Below are 21915 nucleotides of genomic sequence, written 5' to 3' on the forward strand. Positions count from 1 at the left end.
GTCGTCCTATCATAAAAAGGATCATATTACAAGGAATGTGGATTTTGTAGACCTGTTGCCGAAAGCCCTTTTTTTCCCCTCATAATATACCGAAACAAAACACCTTTTTCCTGTAATATCAGGTTTTGCCTCCCCTTATCCTGACAAAGATTTCAAATTGACGCATGCCTATTGTCGGTTAGGATGGGGCCGGTTTCAAGCTTCACGGGGGGGTGGCGGCTGTCGCTCGGGTATCCACCACAAACGGCGGCAGCCCCAAAGGGTGCGCGATACGGATCGGTTTTCCCTGATCTCTCCGTCCCGCCCTCCACGATGTTTCCGATAACAGCCGTTCTTTTCGTGTCAACATTGTGTAACACATTGCTCGATCAATGATTTTCGGGGGGAGATCATGAAAAAGATTATTTCCGTTATAAGTGTCATCGTCATATTACTGCCGCTTGCCGGCGGGGCCTTCGGCGCCGAGACCGTGATCTTCGGTCCGAAACCCTATTCCTGCAAGAGGCCAATGGTCTTTTTCCGCGATTCCTTCGCCGCCGTTCCGGGACCGGGGACGCTCATCATCCGGAACGGAAGCGGGAACGGCGATCAGGTGCTGCTTGCATTCATCAAACTGAACGGCACACGGGTGGCTCCGTTCATCCTGCCGCAGGGTGAAACGATGATCCCGGTGGTGTTGAAGGAGGATAACACCCTTTCACTGCACCTTGTCGGGGCACGGGGGTCTTTTCTGACCATCACCATCACCCGGGACATAGGGCCTCCCGCCGTTTCCATCGCCGCTGACCCGCCGTCCATTGAAAAAGGAGCATCATCGACACTTACGTGGACCGCAACGAACGCGGATCACTGCATCCTTGAACCGGGCCTTGGAACGGTCGCCCCGAGCGGTTCCTGTGACATTTCCCCCGCGGACACCACGACATTTATCATCACCGCTGTCGGACCCGGGGGAAGGGCATCCGCTTCCGTCACCGTTGAAGTGACATCACCTGCCGCCGACCCGCCCGGCGTGGAGCTTACCTCGTCCAATTCCGTCATCATGCTGGGCGAGCCGGTCACACTTACGTGGACTTCGGTGCGGGAGCTCAACGCGTATATGGACAACGGCATCGGACCCGTGCCGGTCAACGGGTTCATCATCGTCACCCCGGAACACACCACCACCTATACCCTGACGGTCAGCGGCAATGCCGGCTCCACCAGCGTGGGGACCACCATTGAGGTGCACGCTATGCCGGAGCCCGCGCCGGAAGGTTCCTATCAGGAACACTATGAAGAACTGATACCCGCCGACGTTACGGTGCCACGGTACGACGCCCGGCGGTTCGCCGTCATCACGGGGTTCGTCCGGTCACCGGATGAGCTGCCGATCCGGGATGTTGCCATCACCATCCACGATCATCCTGAGTACGGCACGGCGCGGACCAATGAAGAGGGCCGGTTCTCCCTGCCCGTCGAAGGCGGCGGTACCCTCAATGTCGAGTACCGAGGGGAAGGACTGATCCCAACCCAGCGCTCCTGCACCGTTCCCTGGAACGATATCGCCGTTGTCGAGACGGTGACGATGATTGCTGAGGACGTGCTGTCGACGACGGTGACCTTCGATAATGATCCCGCCACCGTGACCGTCCATGAAAGCATGCCGACCGCCGATGAATTCGGTAAGCGCTCCTGTTCCCTGGTGTTCACCGGTGACAACAGGGCCATACTCGTGGGTGAAGACGGTAAGGACGCCCATGAATTACCGGCCATCACCGTGCGGGCCACCGAATTTTCAACGGAAGGATCCATGCCGGCGAAGCTCCCGCCCACATCGGCGTACACCTACTGCGTCGAGCTGAGCGTTGACGGCGCCGCCCGTGTCCGCTTCGAGAAGCCGGTCATCACCTGGGTGGACAACTTTATCGGGTTCGACGTGGGTGAGATCGTCCCCGTGGGGTATTATGATCGCGACCGGGGTGTCTGGGTCCCTTCCGATAACGGCATTGTGGTGAAACTCCTTGATACCGATGCCGATGGCGTCGTCGATGCCCTCGATGCGGACGGTGACGGAGATCCCGATGACTTCAATAACAGCGGCTCGTATAACGATGAAGTAACGGGGCTTCAGGACCCGGGTCGGTACCTGCCGGATGCAACTTTCTGGCGCGTTCCCGTAACCCACTTCTCCCCCTGGGATTGTAACTGGCCCTCCGGCCCGCCACCCGACGCGATCCCGCCGAATCCGGAGGGGGTGCCGAATGTGGATGAGAAGAAAACAGATAAGCGTGACTGTACAAGTGTCATTTCATCTTCTGTGGAGGAACGAAGTCGTGTCTTCCACGAGGACATCCCTATTCCGGGAACGGACATGACGCTCCATTATGCAAGCAGCCGTGTCAAGGGATATATGACGGAGATCACGGTCCCGGTGAGCGGGGAAACCATACCGGCAAGCCTCAAGCGTATCGAGGTGACACTGACCATCGCCGGAAGAACATACACTCAGACAGTGGAGCCGCTGCCCATGCAAAGCGTTACATTTGAATGGGACGGACTCGATTATCGGGGAACCCCTGTGAACAGGTCGATACAAGCGCGTATGGAGACGGGTTTTGTCTATGATCGATACTACTTTGCATCAAACCGTGAACTTGAACAGGCCTTCGGCCAGGCAGGCGCTGAATTGTTGAGTGTAATTGCGAGAATGGAAGAAACGTTATGGAAAACGGATACCTTGATCATTCAAGGGTTTGACGGTTTTACCGGAACGATCGCGGAGGGCTGGACGGTATCTTCTCACCACCGGATGGATCCGGAAAGACCCTATATTATTCATAAGGGAGATGGAGGAATCTGTATTCATAAAGCGAGCATCATCGAAACAGAAGCGGGAACAGGAGTGGCGGGTTATAGTGGTGATGGGAACCCCGCTGCTGAAGCAAGGCTTGGCGTGCCACATGGAATTGCCATGGATGCATCGGGAAATCTTTATATCGCTGATGAGAGCTATAGCTGTGTCCGCAGGGTTGATATGGCCGGCATGATCACCACTGTTGCCGGAACAGGTGAATTGGGCTACAGCGGCGACGGCGGTCCTGCCACGGAAGCAAAACTGGGTTTTCTCGGTGGTATTGCCGTGGACATGTCTGGCAGTCTCTATATCGCGGATTGGGATAATAACTGCATTCGGAAGATAGACACATCCGGCATCATAACCACCGTCGCCGGAACAGGCGAGTCCGGTTACAGTGGTGACGGCGGTCCCGCCACCGAAGCCCGACTTAACTTCCCGGATGGTATTGCCGTCGATCAGTCTGGCAATCTCTATATCGCGGATTTTTATAATTCCCGTGTTCGGAAGGTGGATACATCCGGCACCATAACCACCGTTGCCGGTACAGGTCAGTTCGGCTACAGCGGTGACGGAGGGGCCGCCACTGAAGCTGAACTTAATTTCCCACGCGGTGTTGCAGTGGATTCATCGGGCAATTTATTGATCACCGATGAAGCCAATCACTGCGTGCGCAGGGTGGATACATCAGGAATTATAACTACCATTGCCGGAACAGGAAAATCCGGCTACAGCGGTGATGGCGGCCCTGCCACCGAAGCCAGGCTTTTCTTCCCCTATGGTATTGCTGTGGACGCTTCCGGTGGAATCCTCATTGCGGATTGGAGCTATAGTGCGAGCTGCATTCGCAGGGTGGATACGACAGGCATCATAACCACCATTGCCGGGACAGGCGAGTCCGGTTACAGTGGTGATGGCGGCCCTGCCACTGAAGCCAGACTTTTCTTTCCCTATGGTGTTGCTGTGAACACTTTGGGTGGAATCCTCATCGCGGATTCCCACAACCACCGCATCCGCAAGATGGGTATTCCTGTATCATTCAACCACTATGCGGCCGACAGTGACATAGTATTTGTCGACATCAACGGTTGTGCCTACATAATGTCCCCCTCTGGATATCATAAACGCACCATTGACACCGCAACCGGTGTTACCCTTCTTGAATTCGGGTACGATGACGACAATAATCTCGTTTCCATAATAGACCGTTTCGGTGCCATCACGGTGATTCAACAGAGCGGTGGTAAGCCTGGTGCCATCATCTCGCCTGACGGCCTGACGACCATCCTTACCATCGACGGCACCGATCATCTCACGCGGATCACCTATCCCGATGGGACCTCGTACGATTTCGAATATACCACTGAGGGGCTCCTGACCGCCAAAACGGAACCGGAAGGGAACCGCTATGAGCATGTCTTCGACGAGCGGGGACGGCTCACCGATGCCACGGACGAGGAAGGCGGCCACTGGAGCTACGAGAGATTCTCTTCTCCGAAGGGCGATATCGAAACGACTGTCGTTACGGGAGAAGGCAATCTTACCACCTATCTCGATCATACATTTTCCACGGGCAGGTATACCTCGACCATTAGTGATCCCACAGGGGGTATCACCCTCTATGAAAGCTTCGCTGATGGCTTCTTTGTTACCAAATCACTCCCCTGCGGCATGACCCTTGAATTTCAATACGGTGTCGATCCTGAATACCAACTCAAATACATAAAGGAGCTGTGGGAGTGTACGCCGTCCTTCCTCGAACGGCAGACGCTCACGAACAGGACCTACGAGGATACGGACTCGGACAACATTCCCGATCTCATCACCGAAGCGGTGACGTTCAACGGCAGGACCACGATCTGCGAGAACGATGTTCTTAACGCACGGAAGACGATCACCTCTCCCGAAGGACGGACGGTGACCGCCCTGTATGATCCGGCCACCCTTCTGACCACGAGCATAACCGTTCCGGGTCTCTTCGACAGAACCTGCGAATACGATGCCCGGGGAAGGGTGACGTCCATCACTATCCACAACAGGACGACCGAACTTACTTATGATATCCGGGGATTTCTTGCCTCCGTCACCGATCCCGGGAATCACACCATCACCTATTCCCATGATCCCCTGGGCCGCGTCACGGGCATCAGCCGCCCCGACGGGGGGTCCCTCGGGTTCATCTACGATCAGAACGGGAATGTGGAAGTGCTGATAACCCCGTCGAACGATGACCATGTGTTCGGCCACAACAGTGTCAACAGGAAGGATTTCTATCAGACGCCCATAAGCGGGAGTTACCGTTACGTCTATGACAAGGACAGGCGCCTGACGCAGACACACTTTCCTTCAGGTGCACAGATCACGAACATCTACGACAAGACCAGGCTGATACGGGTGGAAACCCCGGAAGGGAATATCGATCTCTCCTATCTGTGCGGTACGAAGGTGGATTCGATCACCAACGGGACCGACACCATTACTTACGGCTATGACGGCAGGCTCGTCACCACCGAGACCATGACGGGGATCCTGAATGAAACCCTTTCATACACCTACAACAATGATTTCGCTCCGATCACGTTCGCGTTCGCAGGCGGGGCCAGGGATTATAACTACGACAACGACGGTCTCCTGACCGGGGCGGGTGCATTCACCATCACCAGGAATGCCGGGAACGGCCTGCCTGAAGGTGTTACCGGAGGAACATTCGCTCTGGACCGCGCTTTCAATGGCTATGGCGAGGTGGACGGTGAAGACGTCACCATACATGACGGCATCATCGCTTCATGGGGCCTGACCCGTGATGACAACGGCAGGATAACCGCCAGGACGGAAACGGCAGGAGGGATCACCTCCGGCAATACATACACCTATGATTCCACGGGCAGGCTCCTGATGGTGACACGGGACGGAACCCTGGTGGAAGAGTATCGATACGACCCCAACGGGACCCGTATCTACGAGATGAACACCCGCCGGGGGATTGCGGAGAGGGGTTTCACCTATTCCGATGAAGAGCACCTCCTGACTGCGGGGACAGCGACATATCGGTACACCCTTGACGGATTCCTGATGACAAAGACTGAAGGAGCAGAGGAAACCCGTTACGACTACTCATCGAGGGGAGACCTGCTGGGCGTTATTCTGCCAGACGGTACGGCCATCGATTATCTCCATGACCCCCTGGGGAGGAGAATAGCGAAGAAGGTCAACGGCACCATCACAGAGAAATACCTCTGGCACGGCCTGACACGACTCCTTGCCGTTTATGACGGCAACAACGATCTCAGGATGAGGTTCGAATATGCCGACAGCCCTATGCCCTCTGCCATGAACAGAGGGGGAAACACCTATTACCTGATCTATGACCAGGTCGGGTCATTGAAGATTGTCGCCGATGCCTCGGGTACCGTGATAAAAGCGATCGACTACGATTCCTTCGGCAACATCATCAGCGACTCGAACCCGGCGTTTGAGATACCCTTCGGCTTTGCCGGTGGACTGCATGACCGGGATACGAAACTGGTCAGGTTCGGTTACCGGGATTATGACCCCGACACCGGCCGCTGGACTACCAAGGACCCGATCCTCTTCGCCGGCGGTGATACAGATCTGTATGGGTATTGTCTGAATGATCCGGTCAATGCGTTGGATCCGGAGGGATTGTGGGGGGTTAGGATTGGCGGGTCACTTATGGGGGCTGATATTTCAACAATGATTTATGATTCTAACAAAGGTTGGTTTCCGAGCACTAAGCCTGATACAGGAGTTTCGACAACAGCTTTTGGTGGAGGTGTTCATATTACCTTTGATGATCCTTGTGGTTTATCGAGCTACAATGATAGTGATTTGATGGTGAGCTGTGGACTAGGTAAATATTTAGGATTTTCTTATAGCCCTGATTTTGCACACAAAAGCATTAACCTAGGATTAAGCTTAGGACTTCCTACATCGTTTAGTACTTCCTGCGAGAATTTTGCTACTAGTGTTGGTAAGGGGATTGAAAAAGCATTTCATTAAAATATTGATGGAGATAATCGATTGCATTTATATGAAATATTTTTTTGGTCAGGATTAGTATTATTGATAACATGCTGCTGTTGCTTTGCCTTGGTAGGCTTAAGAAACAGTGTGTTTGGAGGCTCTTACTGTTCACTCAATACTAAACTCAGGCCTTTTGATATAAAATTGTCGAAACTTGGCGGCGTTTTATTTGTTATTAGTGTGATGCTTTTTTTAATAGGATTTGTATTACAGTAAGTAAGTCGCGAATTCCGGGGAATTTCCACAGACAATCAGGATTCTCTTCATCTTGGAGATTTAACACCGTTGGTGCTGCTGGCTTTGAGATTGGATTAAGTGGGTAAAAATGAATATGGCAATTATTTTCAAAAAGATGATTTGGATAACGGCCATATCATTATTATTAGCATTAATAGGGAATACAATATTCTATTTTTGGCTATCTTCATCTGTTGCTTTTAAGGAGCTTGAGAAAATTATTTGTTCTCAAAAACAATTTAAAATGAATGCTGTCGATAATTATGGAAAGCAGAAAATAAAATTAGATTATTTCAGTGTAAATAAATTTTCGTGGTCAGGAGATAAATCTAATTTGAGTTTTACTGTCACTATAGGGTCTCATCGACATAGAGTTCAAATGGTAAAAGCTAAAAACCAAAATTGGGAAGTTTCTAAACTCGACGAAATAAAATAAGGAAACCGAATTCCGGAGTATTGATGTCCCCGGAATTCCTGAAATTGGTAACAAAATGGAAATCCTTACTCAAAAACTTATTCCCGGCATCATTGCTTTATTATGTGGGTTTGTTTTTATATTGGGTCGTAGAGGAATTAAACAAAAGATAACAAATTCTCATGAAAAATTCTGGAAGCGAACACTTAAACTCCAAGGTGAAATTGGTAGGTTTGGGGAGTTATTCTTACAAGTCATTATTCTTTGTTTGGGACTTTCCTTTTTATTGGTTGGTCTTTTTCTCATATATCAATTTATCAGCTAAGGGATCTAATTCCAGAATTGGCAGCTCAAATTCCGGGGACATCAATGAAAATAAGGTTGTCGGCCGACAATGAAGCGGAAAGAGATTGACACATCCGATTCCTCTTCCCTATAGTGACGGCAGTCGGAACCCCGCTGGTACGTTCAGAAGTAGAGCTTGTACTCCATGAAAAAGACATTCGGATCGGTTCCGAACTCGCTTTCCACCTCGGATATTTCCAGTACCGGTGCGGTTCCCAGGGTGACCCGCCGGCTGGATGGTCGTTTTCCGAAGCCGAGGATGCACCCTGCCACCAATTCCGACTCGTTGGCGACCGAATAGGTAATGGTCGGTGAGAGCAGAGCGGACCTGTCGGAAAAGGAATATATCCATACCGCCTGCCCCTCGAGCAGGGGATGAAATTCATAGGACAGCTGCAGGCCTCCGAGGTGCTTGCCCAGGCTGAGCGTTTCTCCCATGTATCGGCGCAGGTAAGCCTCATTGAGGTTGTCGCTCTGTCCCTGTGAGTTATAGAGATATTCAAGGTTGACATACAGGGAATTTTCGAAGCGGTGATCCGTCCCGACAACGAGCGTGACATGGTCCTCGACCAGGTCTATCTCCTTTGTGAAGCCCGAGGCGTCCGGATCGGGGAGGAGGGCCGTGCTGTCTCCCCGGGCATCCATGAACGCGACCTCGCCCCGGACTCCCATCTCAGACAACTCACCGGAAAAACCGACCCCTGCCTGGTATCCGCCGTAGACCTTTCCGGCCTGCACGGCAATGTCCCAGTCTTTGAAGGTCGTGCCGAACCGGGCCATGAGCGCGGATCCGTACGCGTTGAGCGGGCCAGCCGCGATATCGGTCTGCCCGTGTTCATACCCTGCTTCCATTTCTCTGCCTGCCGCGGCGACGATGGTCAGGTAGCTGAAGCTGCCGAGGGCAACGTCCGCCCGGATGGCATCCACGCCGGGTTTGTAGTCGCGGTCGAAGGCCTCCGGATCAAAGGCCAGGAACACGTCCAGGGGATTCCAGAAGTAGGCCTGTGAGAAGTTAATGGCCTGCCGGCCGAGAGTGATGTCCAGCCGGGACAGGGAACAGGTGATGTTCAGCCTGTCCGCGTCAAGGCTGGTACGGAAATCGTCGTCCTTCGCCATGTCCCAAGCGTTCCCTGTCAGGCGGTACCGCTTCGGCAGCGAAGAAGACACTGTCGAAGAATATGATGCCAGATCTGCCCGGTCGATCGAGGTCGCGTACGCCTCTCCCACGACATGAACCTCGAAGGAAGCCTGATGGGGCAGTGACCCCGTCGACGTGAGCCGCAGGAGTGCCTGGGATGATCCGTCATAGTTATTGTCCCGGCCGAACAGGAGGGGATCGTCGTAATTTCTTATCCCGCAACCGATGGCCCTGATGCTGCCGCCGAGGTCGATGCTGGAATGTGTTCCCTGCACCGACCAGAGGGCCCCCGCAGGGCAGGGTACAAGAATGGTGGAAAGGACAGAGGCCATGAAAAGGACAAGCAGATGTGCGCGTGACCTGATCATGAAGAAATAACCCCCCGGTTCTCTTCATCCGACGCGACCCGCCCGTCCTTGAGCCTGATGATCCTCCGGGCACGCTTCATGACCTCGGGATCATGGGTGGAAAAGAGAAAGGTCATCTGTTTGCGCTCATTGAGGTTCAGCATTAATTCGAGCAGAGAACCGGACATGGTCGAGTCAAGGTTGGCCGTCGGCTCGTCGGCGAGGATCAGTTCCGGTTCCGGCGCGATGGCACGCGCGATGGCGACGCGTTGCTGCTGCCCGCCGGAAAGCTCACGGGGGAAGCGGTTTTCCAGACCATCCAGCCCAACCGTGCTGAGGATATCCATGACGATCTTCCTGCGCCGCTTTGCCGGCACTCCCTGAAGCATCAGTATGTACTCGGCATTCTCATAGGCCGTGAGGACCGGTATCAGGTTGTATGCCTGGAATACGAAGCCGATACGGTTCAGCCTGAGCCGGCTCAGTTCCGATGAAGAGAGTTCCGCGGTATCCTTCCCCACGACCCGGACCTTTCCGGAGGTCGGGCGGTCGAGCCCGCCGATCAGGTTGAGCATGGTGCTTTTCCCGGAACCCGAGGGACCCATGACAACGGTGCATTCCCCCCGGGTGACCTGCAGGTCGACGTCATCAAGAGCGCGAACGGGCACGCCATTGTCCCGGTATTCCTTGACGACCTTTTCAAGTTTGATGAGCGCATCCATTGAGATTCCTCCTATCGGGACCTGAGCACGTCGGGCAGGCTGATCCGCGTGGATTTGTACGCGGGATACAGCCCGATGAGCACGGTCAGGACAAAGACCAGGCCCCCCAGCAGGGCAAGAAGATCGATGCCGACGTAATTATAGACCACAGGGTCTACAAGAAAGCCGCTGATGGTAAAGTCTTCCCCCAGCAGCGAGCGCATGTCGAGCCCGTGGATCCCGTAATACATACTGATGCTTCCCCCGATGGCCAGCCCGAAACCGGTTCCAAGGAATGCCAGCATGATCGACTCGATAACGATCTGCGTCCTTAACAGCCGTGGTGATGTCCCCAGGGCGAGCAGTGTTGCAAATTCACGGTTCCTTTCAAGCACGCTCATGAGAATGGTGTTTAGAATGGTAAAGCTGAGCAGGAATATGATGATACCCTGAAAAACATAGAGGGATACCTTGTCGGCGGCGATGAACCCGGCAAGGTCCGGCATGATGTCCTGCCAGGGAAAGGCATATAATCCGGAGCCGGCGAGGTGTTCGTTGAGCTTCTCCATAGCTTCATGCTCATAATCGGGAGAGGTCAGCATCAACCCCACCTGGGTGGCTTCGTCGCTGCCGAGGTGAAAGATCCTCCGGGCCACGTCGATCGGGACCTGAGCGAGGTAGCCGTCCGCTTCTTCCATGCCGGTGGAAAAGATGCCTTTTACCCGGAGCAGTTCATTGACGAGCTCACCGGAACTGTCGTTGCTGGTAACCACCAGCTTCATACCCGGTTCGAGGTCGAGACGATCCGCCAGGATCGAACCGATGATGACACCCCGGTCATCATCGCCCCGCAGGTATCGCCCCTGCCGGATCGCATTCACCAGGGGCGACATCTCCATTTCGACCTCCGGTTCGACACCGACAAGACCGATGCCGACGGACCCGCTTCCCGTGGCAGCCATGGCCTGACCGAGAATCAGGGCCTTGATCGCTTTGACCCCGGGGATGCCCTGTGAGAAACGGCGCACCTCGTTCACCGACGGGACGACAAGGTCGATCGAGGGAGCCTCGGCATATTTCCGGTTCTCGACCGTTACATACCCCGCGTTCATGCGGACCACGTCGTCAACGAGCTTTTTGTATATGCCTTCCTGCATGCTGATGAGAAAGATGGTGAGAGCCGTGCCCAGCGAAATGGAGCAGATGGTGATGACCGTTCTTCTCCGGTTTCTCCACAGTGAGCGCCAGGCGAGTTTTATGATCATCATATCTCTCATACTCCTCTACACGTGTGTCAGCGCACGCACCGGGTCCAGCCTTGCGGCCTTGAAGGCGGGATAGAGGGCCGCAAGGAGGGAGACAAACCACATGACGATGACAGGCTTCGCGATACCCTGAACGGTCAGGATGGCCCGCCACTGGGCATTGATAACGATGCCCGCCGTGTTGAAATCTTCGGCAAAGGCCGTGAAGTCTATCGGATTGTACTGAAAATACAGTGAAAGGAGAATTCCGATGACACCACCCATCAGGGAACTGATAAGGCCCAGGACCAGCGCCTCGGCGGCGACGTCCGTTATGATCCGCCAGGGAGAGGTCCCGATGGCCTTGAGCAGACCGAACTCCGGGATGCGTTCAAAGGTTGCCATGAGCATGGTGTTCAGTACCCCGAGACCCGCGGCAAGGAAAAAAATTGAGAGAAAGATGACCGTCGTTGCGTCAAAGGTGTTGAGCATGTCGGAAACACTGGGCATGAGCTCGCGCCATGTCTTGACCTCATTCGTGCCGGCGGCGGGCTTGATCGTTGCGGCCACCTCCTCGGGGGTCATGGCACCGCGGGTGTTCAATACTATTTCATGGTATCCCTCGGGCATGACGAACAGATCCCGGAAGTCGGAGATGTACATGAGCGCCAGGCTTCTATCGAGGGTTTCACCGACGCCCTTGAGGATACCGGTAACGTGCAGGATCTCGTTTCCCAGGGAGCCGTCCGACGCCTGGACGACGGCTATGAGTTCGGTGCCGGTGCCGGCATTGAGCGTTCGGGCCAGCTTCTTTCCCAGCACCACGTTCATGCCCGGCCCGTCAGGCAGGAACTCACCCCTGAGGAGGTCTCGCGGAATGTTTGACACAATATGTTCCTGTTCGGGATGGATCCCCCAGAACTGCACCCCCGCGGATTTTGTTCCGCTGGAAATCAGTCCGAACCCGAAGGCCCGGGGGGACGCGCCGATTCCTTCGGCGTGAGCGCGGGACAGGATCGCCCGATGATCCTCGATGGTGTCGTAGAATGATCGTTCCGTGCGGTAGTTCTTTTGATGTACCTGGACCTGGCCGACCGTGATGTCAGTCACGGAATGTTCCATATCGATGATCATGCCGTGCATGAGCGCGTACGTGACGATTAGAACGGCCGTGCTCAGGGTCATGGCGACCAGTGTTATGACGGTCCGGCGCATGTTCCGAAGGAGGTTGCGCCATGCAATGCGAAAGGTGTTCATGGCATTTCCTCGCTTCTGAGCGTCCGCAGTGAAAAGAACGATTCTTCGATATCGATATCAAAGGCGATCTCTTTGTAAACGATCTCGGTGTGCTCGTCGGGTTTGTCCGTGGGATCGATGCGGAGCGTGGCGGGCAGAAGACGCCCCCCCATTTCACGTATATCGGAAAAGACCATGGTGCGTACCAGGTCGAGCCGTTCCCCGTAGTAATCGATCTGTATCGGTATCCAGTCGTTTTTTCTTACTGTTACCATCACCTTGCCCCAGACCACGGCGGCCTGCGGTTTCGGTATCAGTTCGAGATCGATCACCGCGTCCCCATCCCGCGTTCCGTCGAACGTTATGGAGTGTGTATAATCATCGGCCATCCGGCTTTCCTTGATCAGGTCGTCGTTGGTAAAATGACTGCCCATCCATGACGCTCCCATCATGGAAGAGGGGATCTTTATCACCCGTTTGACCTTGGGAAGGTAGTTCCAGATGTTGTTGCCCGCTTTCAGGGTGGCTGTGCCTTTTTCCTTAAGAGGTGTGAGGATCCTGACCAGGGAGTGATCCTTTCCCATGGACCAGGCTTCCATGGTCATTTCCCGGGAGTAGTGTTGCGTTACCACCGTCATGGTCATGGTGGCGAAACTTGAGTTTCCCCGGAAAAGGTCATCCACGTGATTCAGGATGTCTTCCGACGTGACGGTCTTCGGTTCAGCCGATGCGATGGGTGAAAGGGATCCGGCACACAGAACGATCAACATGAAAAGCGTGAGTCTTCGTTTCATGATGCTTCCTGTATAGAGTGGTGAGGCGTGACCTCAATTCGTTGTATGCTATCATATTGTAATTCTTATCTCTAAGGAAAAACACACTGCTTCCGTCTCACGCCCTGTACCCCACGATGCATCTATCGGCCTGTTACTGTCAGAAGACAAGTTTTCTATTGACAGACCATGAAATGATTGAAAAGAAAGTCTAAACTGAGTTGTGTCAGTCTCGAGTCAATTCCCACCATGAAAGGAGATCGGCGTGAATAAGCGAAATCAGCTCAATCTGTATTCCATTCCCCTCTCTGCAGGTTTGAAAAACCAGGGGACGGCAAGAAGGGACCGGTTGGCGATCATCGACGGTCCGTCCGGTGAAACCATCACTTACGGTGCCTTATATGAGCGTGTTCCCCGCATCGCTTGGTGGCTGACCAATCATGGTATCGGCTACGGTGACAGGGTGGCCTGCCTTTCGCTGAACAGCAAGGCCTATATAGAGTTTCTTTACGCGCTGGCATGGATCGGTGCTGTCGCCGTTCCCATCAACATCAGGCTGAATCCCAGGGAAATGACCCACATTCTCCTTGATTCCGGAGCCAGGGGGATCTTTTCATGTGCCTTCTTCGTGGAAGTGGCGGAGCAGTTAACCAGTGACATACCTGCCATAGAACTGAAGATCGTCGCGGCCGACCCCCGGGAAGGATGGGCGACATTTGACGAACTTATTGACGAAGGAAACGATAGTGCGCCGATTTCTGAAGACGTGACGGGAGAAACGCTGTTCATGTTGCTGTACACCAGCGGTACCACGGGAGAGGCCAAGGGATGCATGGTTCCCCAGCGCGTCTGGACCGCATACGCCGTTAACATGGCAACCTGTTTTCAGATGGGCTGCGACGATGTCTACCTCGGATTCCTCCCGTATTTCCATGTCGCCGGATTTGGTACGGCCATCTCCCAGCTGCTCCTCGGCGGAACCCTGGTGACCATCGCCATACCCGACCCGCCGACCATGTATGATCTCATCGAAAAGCACCGGGTCACCTTCATGTTCCTCGTTCCCGGCATTTCCGCCGCGTTTCTGTATCATGACGCGCGGAAGGGAAAAGACGTGTCGTCACTGAAGGTCTTTATCGGAGGTGCCGGCGGGGAAAAACTCGAATTCATCAATGACGCAGAGGAATTCCTTGGCGCGCGGTACTACGGGATCTATGGCCAGACGGAATCCGGTGGGAAGGTTACTTGGGTTGATTCCGATATGATCCGTGAAAATTCTCTGTCCTACGGGTACGTCATGCCCTTTTTCGACTATCGCATCGTCGACGAGAAGGACACCGAGGTGGAACCGGGGACCGCGGGTGAACTCTGCCTCCGGGGAACTCCGGTGATGCAGGGATACTGGAACCTGCCGGAAGCCACCGCTGAAACGCTGAAAAACGACTGGCACCATACGGGTGATCTCTTCATGCAAATGGAGAACGGGCAGGTACGAATGGTGGACCGGAGCAAATACCTGATAAAAACCGGTGGTGAGAACGTCTATCCCCAGGAAGTGGAAATGGTCCTTCTCCGACATGATGCCATCGCCGATGCTGCCGTGATCGGCATACGGGACGATACCTGGGGAGAGACCGTAAAGGCCTTTGTCGTATTCAAAGAGGGTATGACGCTCTCACGCCTGGAGATCGATGCCTGGGTAAGGGAATCCATTGCCGGGTATAAAGTGCCTCGCTATATCGATTTCGTCGATCACCTGCCCCGTAACGCGTCGGGCAAAGTGTTAAAACACGAACTCAAGGGATGGGAAACGACACCTGAACAAAGAGTGAAATAAAAAAAGGGGTCAGGTCCTCCAATATGACATGATATGAGTTGTCCCGGCTTGCACGTAATTTGACAGACAATGTCAAATGAACGGGATTCTGTTTAGATTATCACATGGACGCATGCGCAATCCCTGGGGTGTTTCACAAAATTTGGTAATCGTTCATCTTTAATTTCTTGTGATACATGCCGATGTCAGATCCGTCTGACCTTTAATCCGGCACCCCCGGCACGGGGGGGAGTTCCTGTTTTATGTTCTCCTCGACCATATCGGTCATTTTATCCTCTAAGATGGTATCCTGCTGATTGTCAATGGACGTCACGTCTCTTTTGATAAGTTCATCCTTTACGACGTCTGTAAAGGAAGGACTGACCGCACCGGTCCCTTCGGCGGGCAACTCCGGCGGCACCAGCGATGCGGGAGGAAGGAGTATGCCGCCCACCGGCGGTGCTGCAGGTTTCTTTGCTGTTTCTTCGACGGCAGCGGCCCTGGTTTCTGCTGGGGCGCTTGGGGGAGCGATCCTAAATTCTTCAAGCATCCGCTCGATCTCTTCAGGCATTACCTTCATCGCTGCCGAGGGGCGTTCTCCTATCTTGATGATCGTCCTTTCGTAATCAAAGAGTAACACAGGTTTTTCATCAGGATAGGCAAGGCTCGCCACAGCAATTGATGTATCTTTCAGTGCTGTCGTCTCGGTAAGTTGAGGCGTCGCCCCCACGATGAAATCGGACCCTCTTACGCCAATAATAGCCGTCTCGGTCTTAACTTTAAAATCGAAGCTTCCGGGGCCGATGAACTTTGTGACAAGGAACCGCACCCTGCCCACACTCATGTCCATAAAAGAGGAGCGCGTGTTTTCCGCCCGGTCATACATGCTCTGGGTAATGACGAGATGTGTCTCCGATGAGAGGAGTATCTGGCTGCCGTCATTGAGGGCAAACTGCAACTTCCCGCCCTCGCCGGTGATGAGCAGGTCTCCTTTGAAGAGCGGCAGATCCTTCGCGGCCCGGTAGCCGATCTTTGAATCGGCATGGATCAGGAGCGCCTCGCCTTCCACCATATGCACACTGCCGACCGGTGCGCCCAGCCCCGGAACGAAGGTGTCCTGTATCACCAGCCCGGAGGGCACCAGGGTATCCGACGGACCGCTTCCTGCCGCCGCCATGGTAGCGAAGCACACCAACCATACTCCGACTGCAGCCACGATGAACATCTTTCCCGATATTTTCATAGTCCTGCTCCTTTAATATCGCGCAATGAGGGAGAGCGTGGTGACACTTCTGTGATAGGTATAGAAATCGATATTGGAATCATTGCCGGTATAGGTAAAATCACCCGCCAGCGAAAGCCATGTATAGCAGAGGTTCTTCTCTACCGAGAGCGATGCCTGCCATTTGGTATCCTCCCGCGTGATGCCGAAGACGGTATCGTCCTTTTCGAACTCCTTCCTGAAGTACTTCCCGACGGCACTCGCCTTCCAGCCTCCGGTCAACACGAGGGTGACTCCCAGCTTCAGCCGTAGCTGTCCGTAATCGTTATCCTCGTCACGGGCATTATTGCTTTCATAGGCGATGCCCCCCAGCAGGTAGCTTCCCTGCTCGCTGATCCGGTAAAAGGCATCGAGCGTCCCCTCAGCGGTCTTCCCGTCCTTTCCGTCATCCACGAAATGATTGTTGCGGTAGTAGCTCCCGGTAACCTTGGCGATGAGCCGGTCGTTCACGTTCCAGAGCGCTTCGGGCCGCACCTGGTGGCGCATGAGGTAACTGTCGGCATCCAGCCAGTAGTACTGGGGCAGGTAGGTGAGTCCCAGTGTAACGGGATACCTGCGCCAGCTGACATAGAACTGGCCCAGGCTCGTGATAAGATCGTAGTCGCTCAGATCGCTGTACTCGGTTTGGTAATGGGTGTAGCCGATACCCCCCCTCCAGGTATCGGTGCGGAGAAGGTCGTAGGTCCCGGAAACATATCCCTGGAGGAGCCAGTCGTCTTCATCGGCGTACACATCCTCATCGACCGGTTCGAGCACCACGTTGCTGTCGTACTGGATACCGATCTTTCCGTACAGGTCATATGCCCGCTCGCGTGCCTTGTACAGCTCCAGCCATGACAGGGCATACGCCTTCAGCAGATCGTCTTCCGCCATCCCGGCGACATACCTGAAGTGCTCCTGTGCCCGTACCTCATCACCGCTTTTTGCCCGGCATATGCCGGCGTAGTAGGCGCAGTGTACCTTCAACGTGGGGCTCTGTTCGCCGGCCTCATCGAACCAGGGAAGCGCCGCGCTGTACCGTTTCTGCATGTAGAGGCAGATCCCGGCATAATAGCGGGCCGACACGTTTGACGGGTCCCGCTTCGCCGCCTGGATAAAAAGGTCGGCAGCCGGACCGTGCTTTCCCAGCCGGTAGTAAAGCATGGCCCTGTCATAGGCAAGGCCGGGCACCGGGGAGTTCATTGTCGCGGCCCAGTCAAGATAACGGGAAGCCTCATCGAACTGCTCCAGTGCCATATGGGTTTTCCCCAGATAGTGATAAACGGCCCGCCGGTCGGCGCCGGTAACCAGCGCCTTGTTAAAATATTCCACCGCCTCATCATACTTTCCGCTCTCATAGGCGAACACCCCGAGATCAAAATGGGTGTTGCCCGCTTCCGACGCCGCGCCCGCGGGCAGTGCTGCCGCGATAACGGAGAGGATGACAATGACAACGTGAAACACGTTCCGTGTATGATGCATGTGCGCTCCCCTTTATGAATTCATTTACGGTGCTTCCGTCGTGGTAATAAAGCATCCTCCTTCCCCGTCTTTCGAGGAGAAGTATGCGCTGCCGCCGGTCAATCCGCCCGGCGGCGGGGGTGGGGTATCACTTACCTCGGCAACGGCAACGGCAGGGGTGAGGCCCCAGGCTTTCACCACCTTTGCCGTCTCCTTCATCATCTGCCTGACATAGAACTTCGTGATCGAGTTTTCAGCCATATGGGCATCGGCGGGGAACCGGAGCCACACGTTGGATGTACGCGCCTTCACCCAGTACCCGGTATGAGCCTCCAGCTCCGTCGTGTCGGCATAATATGCTCCCGACTCCCACCGCCAGAGCCGCGTATCGATCATGGTGTTTTCGTCCGGGAGATCACCGATGCGCGTGGGGCCCTGGATGACCGTTCCCCCGGCGTCATACTCCAGCACCTGGACGTCCTCCCATCGGTACGAGGCGCTGTTCGGGGGTCCGATCATGTTCCAGCCGTTCGCCGCTGCCTCGTTATACTGCAATGGGACGTCGATATCTACGTTCAGGCTGACCGTAATACCGTGGACCGACGGCGTATACCCGACCCGGGCAAGGAGCCAGTATGAACTGCCGGGCCTGATGACGAGGTCGGGGTCACCGTACTCGTGGTATGCCTCCAGCAACGGATCGTAGGCGGCGAAACGCAGCATCGCGGTGTCCGGCTCCGTGCAGAAAATGCTCGCTGCCTCTGGGTCATAGGGCCACACGGTGAAAGACACCATGCGATAGTCCTCAGAAACGGCTCCTGACGGGACCGATACCGTGGTGTCCACCGTGGGGGGACCGATGAAGAAGGTTCGTTCATTTGACCATGTCACCAGACCGCTGCCCGCATCCACGTACCCCACTTTCCAGGCATACTCAAGGCCCGCGCACAGACCGGTGATGGTGTGCTGCGTCAGGTCGGTGGATGAGGTGATCTCATACTCGCAGGCGGGATGGTCGATCCGCCGGATGGACCACCGGGACTCCACGTGCGCGTCACCTTCAGGATCATCATAGGGGCCGGCGGTCAGGGTGATGAGGTCTCTCGTGTCAAGGGCGGCGCCATCCTCGGGACTTGTCAGGCGCGGCGTTGCAGGGGGACGGTTGTAGCGTATGGTGATGGTACAGGTATCCTGGCCGAGGAGACCGCCGTCATCCGTCACGGTAAGGGTAAAGGTCAGGACGTTCGCACCGTCTTCATAGAGAGGAGCAGTACATACCGGGGTTGCCGACGCAATGTCGGAAAGGAGCACGGAAGGGCCTGCCGTCTGTTCCCAGTGATAAGAGACGATCGCGCCGTCGGGATCATGTGAACTGCTCCCGTCCAGGAACACTTCTGCGTTGGCGTCCACGGTCTGATCGGGGCCGGCGTCGGCTATGGGGGGCAGATTCACATAACTTACGTTGACGATACAGACATCCGAGGCCTGGAGTTCCCCGTCATCGGTGACGGTAAGCTCAAAGGTGAGTGCAGCACCGTCCACATCCACCGGAGGTGCGATGAAGGTGGGGTTCATGTCAAAGGGGTCGGAAAGCGTAACGGGAGGGCCGCCTGTCTGGGTCCACTGCCAGGAGACGATCTCGCCATCGGGATCAGAAGAATTACTGCCGTCCAGGGTGACCGGCACGCCCTGGTCCACCAGCTGGTCCGGGCCGGCATCGGCCACGGGGGGCTCGGGCGGAGGCCCGACGGTGAAAACGACGTCATCAAAGGCTCCCTGGGACACGAAACAATTTACATGAGCCGTCATGGCAACACCACCGGCCCCACTCGGGATATCGCTGTCCGTCGCTTCCACCATCCATTCAGCGGGCTCGGGATCTCCCATGTTCCATGCCTTACTGCGCAAGGTATTTCCTTCTGCAGAAAACTTCATGTAGAAGGGTGCTGACAGGTCAAGTGCCGTAAGATCGTCCTGCACCGCCAGCAGGGTAAACACGCCGCCGCCGAGCTTTCGTATGTCTATGCTGATGTTCCCATAGGTATCGTTGACACCGGTTGCGTAAAAGTACAGTCCCGATCTGCTGGTCCGCAGACTCAAGACGGGCGCGAAGCAATCTTCCGACGAAAGTTTTTCCACCCGCGCCTGGATCGTACAATCATCGGCACTCACGTTGACACCCGCGCCGATCCAGTCGGTATAGTCGTTCCCTTCCGTGTACAGCTGATACCGGTTGTTGACAAAGGTGGCGCTGCTCTCTGTGCCCTCATCGAGGACGATCCAGCTCTGCTGGCTGCCGCCATTGAAATTATCACTCCAGTTCCCGCCATTCACGCCACTCTGGTCAACGGTGAACGTCTCACCGGCGATCGTCATGGTCCCCATCCGGCAGCGTGCGGTGCCGTTGACGTCAACAGAGTAATTGACGGTGCCGTCTCCCGCGCCGCTGCTGCCGGCGGTGATGGTGATCCAGGCGTCGTTGCTCACCGCCGTCCAGGGGCAGTCAGCAGGGGTTGTGACATCCACACTCCCCGTGCCTCCTGACGAATCATAGAGTTTACCGGCGGGGTTGACAGCATACACGCAGGGGATACCTTCCTGATCCACGGTGAAGGTCTCACCGGCGATGGTCAGGGTGCCCGTTCGTGGTATCGAACTGGTGTTGGAGGCAACGAGGTATTGGACGGTACCGTTTCCGGTGCCGCTTGCACCGGCGGTGATGGTGATCCAGGCGTCGTTGCTTTCGGCAGTCCAGGGGCCACCGGCAGGGGCCGTTACATCCACGCTCCCCGTACCTCCATCGGAGGGGCATGAGCTGTTTTCGGGTGTAATGGGATATGTGCAGTAATAGAGGATCGTGCCGTAATCCCCCACGGCAAAGACGCCGCTCCCCGCGGTGCCCCAGATGCCCAGGAGGGGTTGGGTCGTTCCGCTCGTCATCGGTGACCAGGTGCTTCCATCGTAATGGAGGATCGTACCGCTATACGTCACGGCAAAGACATCGCTCCCCGCGGTGCCCCAGACGCTGTAAAGATGCTCTGTCGTTCCACTCGTCATCGGTGACCAGGTGTTTCCGTCGTAGTGGAGGATCGTGCCACTCTGCCCCACGGCAAAGACGTCGTTTCCCGAGGCGCCCCAGACGCTCAAAAGATACTCTGTCGTTCCGCTCGCCATCGGTGACCAGGTGCTCCCGTCGTAGTGGAGGATCGTGCCACTCTGCCCCACGGCAAAGACATTGCTGCCCGCGGTGCCCCAGACGCCCAGGAGGAGCATGGTCGTTCCGCTCGTCATCGGTGACCAGGTGCTTCCGTCGTAGTGGAGGATTATACCGCTGTACGCCACGGCAAAGACGTCGCTTCCCGAGGCGCCCCAGACGCCACTGAGGATTTCGGTCGTTCCGCTCGTCATCGGTGACCAGGTGCTTCCGTCGTAGTGGAGGATCGTGCCGCCGCCCCCCACGGCAAAGACGTCGCTCCCCGAGGTGCCCCAGATGCCCTTGAGGAGCATGGTCGTTCCGCTCGTCATCGGTGACCAGGTACTCCCGTCGTAGTGGAGGATCGCGCCATTCTTCCCCACGGCGAAGACGTCGCTCCCCGCGGTGCCCCAGATGCCCAGGAGGGGTTGGGTCGTTCCACTCGACATCGGTGACCAGGTGCTTCCATCGTAGTGGAGGATCGTGCCACCTATTCCCACGGCAAAGACGTCGCTCCCCGAGGTGCCCCAGACGCTCGCAAGAGAAGTTATTGTTCCGCTCGTCATCGGTGACCAGGTGCTTCCGTCGTAATGGAGGATCGTGCCGCCGCCCCCCACGGCGAAGACGTTGCCCCCCGAGGTGCCCCAGACGCTCAAAAGATACTCTGTCGTTCCGCTCGCCATCGGTGACCAGGTGCTCCCGTCGTAGTGGAGGATTGTGCCAGGTCCCCCCACGGCGAAGACATCGCTTCCCGCGGTGCCCCAGATGCCATAGAGTTCCCCTGTCGTTCCGCTCGTCATCGGTGACCAGGCACTTCCGTCGTAATGGAGGATCGTGCCATAATCCCCCACGGCAAAGACGTCGTTCC

General features: G+C 55.6%; 11 protein-coding genes. 3 read left to right on the plus strand and 8 right to left on the minus strand.

What is annotated here, in order from left to right; translation table 11 throughout:
* The first annotated feature begins 391 nt into the window (after nucleotides 1–391).
* Together JXO48_00860 and JXO48_00865 are read left to right on the plus strand one after the other, a co-directional pair.
* On the plus strand, nucleotides 392–6856 hold the full coding sequence (locus JXO48_00860) for a hypothetical protein (protein MBN2282420.1): 6465 nt from the start codon (nucleotides 392–394) through the stop codon (nucleotides 6854–6856).
* A 349-nt stretch (nucleotides 6857–7205) separates the two neighbouring features.
* Nucleotides 7206–7553: a hypothetical protein gene (locus JXO48_00865; protein MBN2282421.1), complete on the plus strand. Its 348-nt coding sequence runs from the start codon at nucleotides 7206–7208 to the stop codon at nucleotides 7551–7553.
* Between the two features lie 447 nt (nucleotides 7554–8000).
* Here the strand turns inward: JXO48_00865 and JXO48_00870 are convergent, their stop codons facing one another.
* From JXO48_00870 to JXO48_00890, 5 genes are read right to left on the minus strand one after another with little or no spacing between them, the layout of a single operon-like run.
* Nucleotides 8001–9383, minus strand: coding sequence for a hypothetical protein (locus JXO48_00870; GenBank protein MBN2282422.1), 1383 nt, complete (start codon nucleotides 9381–9383; stop codon nucleotides 8001–8003).
* On the minus strand, nucleotides 9380–10084 hold the full coding sequence (locus tag JXO48_00875; protein MBN2282423.1) for an ABC transporter ATP-binding protein: 705 nt from the start codon (nucleotides 10082–10084) through the stop codon (nucleotides 9380–9382). The genes JXO48_00870 and JXO48_00875 overlap by 4 nt, the downstream gene beginning before the upstream one ends.
* A gap of 11 nt (nucleotides 10085–10095) precedes the next feature.
* Nucleotides 10096–11331, minus strand: a complete 1236-nt coding sequence (locus JXO48_00880) for an ABC transporter permease (GenBank protein ID MBN2282424.1) — start codon at nucleotides 11329–11331, stop codon at nucleotides 10096–10098.
* A 15-nt stretch (nucleotides 11332–11346) separates the two neighbouring features.
* Nucleotides 11347–12564: an ABC transporter permease gene (locus tag JXO48_00885; GenBank protein MBN2282425.1), complete on the minus strand. Its 1218-nt coding sequence runs from the start codon at nucleotides 12562–12564 to the stop codon at nucleotides 11347–11349.
* Complete coding sequence (locus JXO48_00890) at nucleotides 12561–13337, minus strand: outer membrane lipoprotein-sorting protein (protein ID MBN2282426.1); 777 nt, start codon at nucleotides 13335–13337, stop codon at nucleotides 12561–12563. Before JXO48_00890 ends, JXO48_00885 begins: the two co-directional genes overlap by 4 nt.
* A gap of 244 nt (nucleotides 13338–13581) precedes the next feature.
* Between JXO48_00890 and JXO48_00895 the strand changes: the two genes are divergently transcribed.
* On the plus strand, nucleotides 13582–15153 hold the full coding sequence (locus JXO48_00895) for an AMP-binding protein (GenBank protein MBN2282427.1): 1572 nt from the start codon (nucleotides 13582–13584) through the stop codon (nucleotides 15151–15153).
* 202 nt (nucleotides 15154–15355) lie between these two features.
* Here the strand turns inward: JXO48_00895 and JXO48_00900 are convergent, their stop codons facing one another.
* The 3 genes from JXO48_00900 to JXO48_00910 all read right to left on the minus strand — a co-directional run.
* Complete coding sequence (locus JXO48_00900) at nucleotides 15356–16375, minus strand: FecR domain-containing protein (GenBank protein ID MBN2282428.1); 1020 nt, start codon at nucleotides 16373–16375, stop codon at nucleotides 15356–15358.
* A 12-nt stretch (nucleotides 16376–16387) separates the two neighbouring features.
* On the minus strand, nucleotides 16388–17875 hold the full coding sequence (locus tag JXO48_00905) for a tetratricopeptide repeat protein (protein ID MBN2282429.1): 1488 nt from the start codon (nucleotides 17873–17875) through the stop codon (nucleotides 16388–16390).
* Nucleotides 17876–17899: 24 nt separating this feature from the next.
* Nucleotides 17900–21915, minus strand: a 4016-nt coding sequence (locus JXO48_00910) for a hypothetical protein (protein ID MBN2282430.1), incomplete at its 5' end; no start/stop codon positions are given.

This window comes from Deltaproteobacteria bacterium, from assembly GCA_016933965.1.
GTDB lineage: Bacteria > Desulfobacterota > Syntrophia > Syntrophales > UBA2210 > JAFGTS01.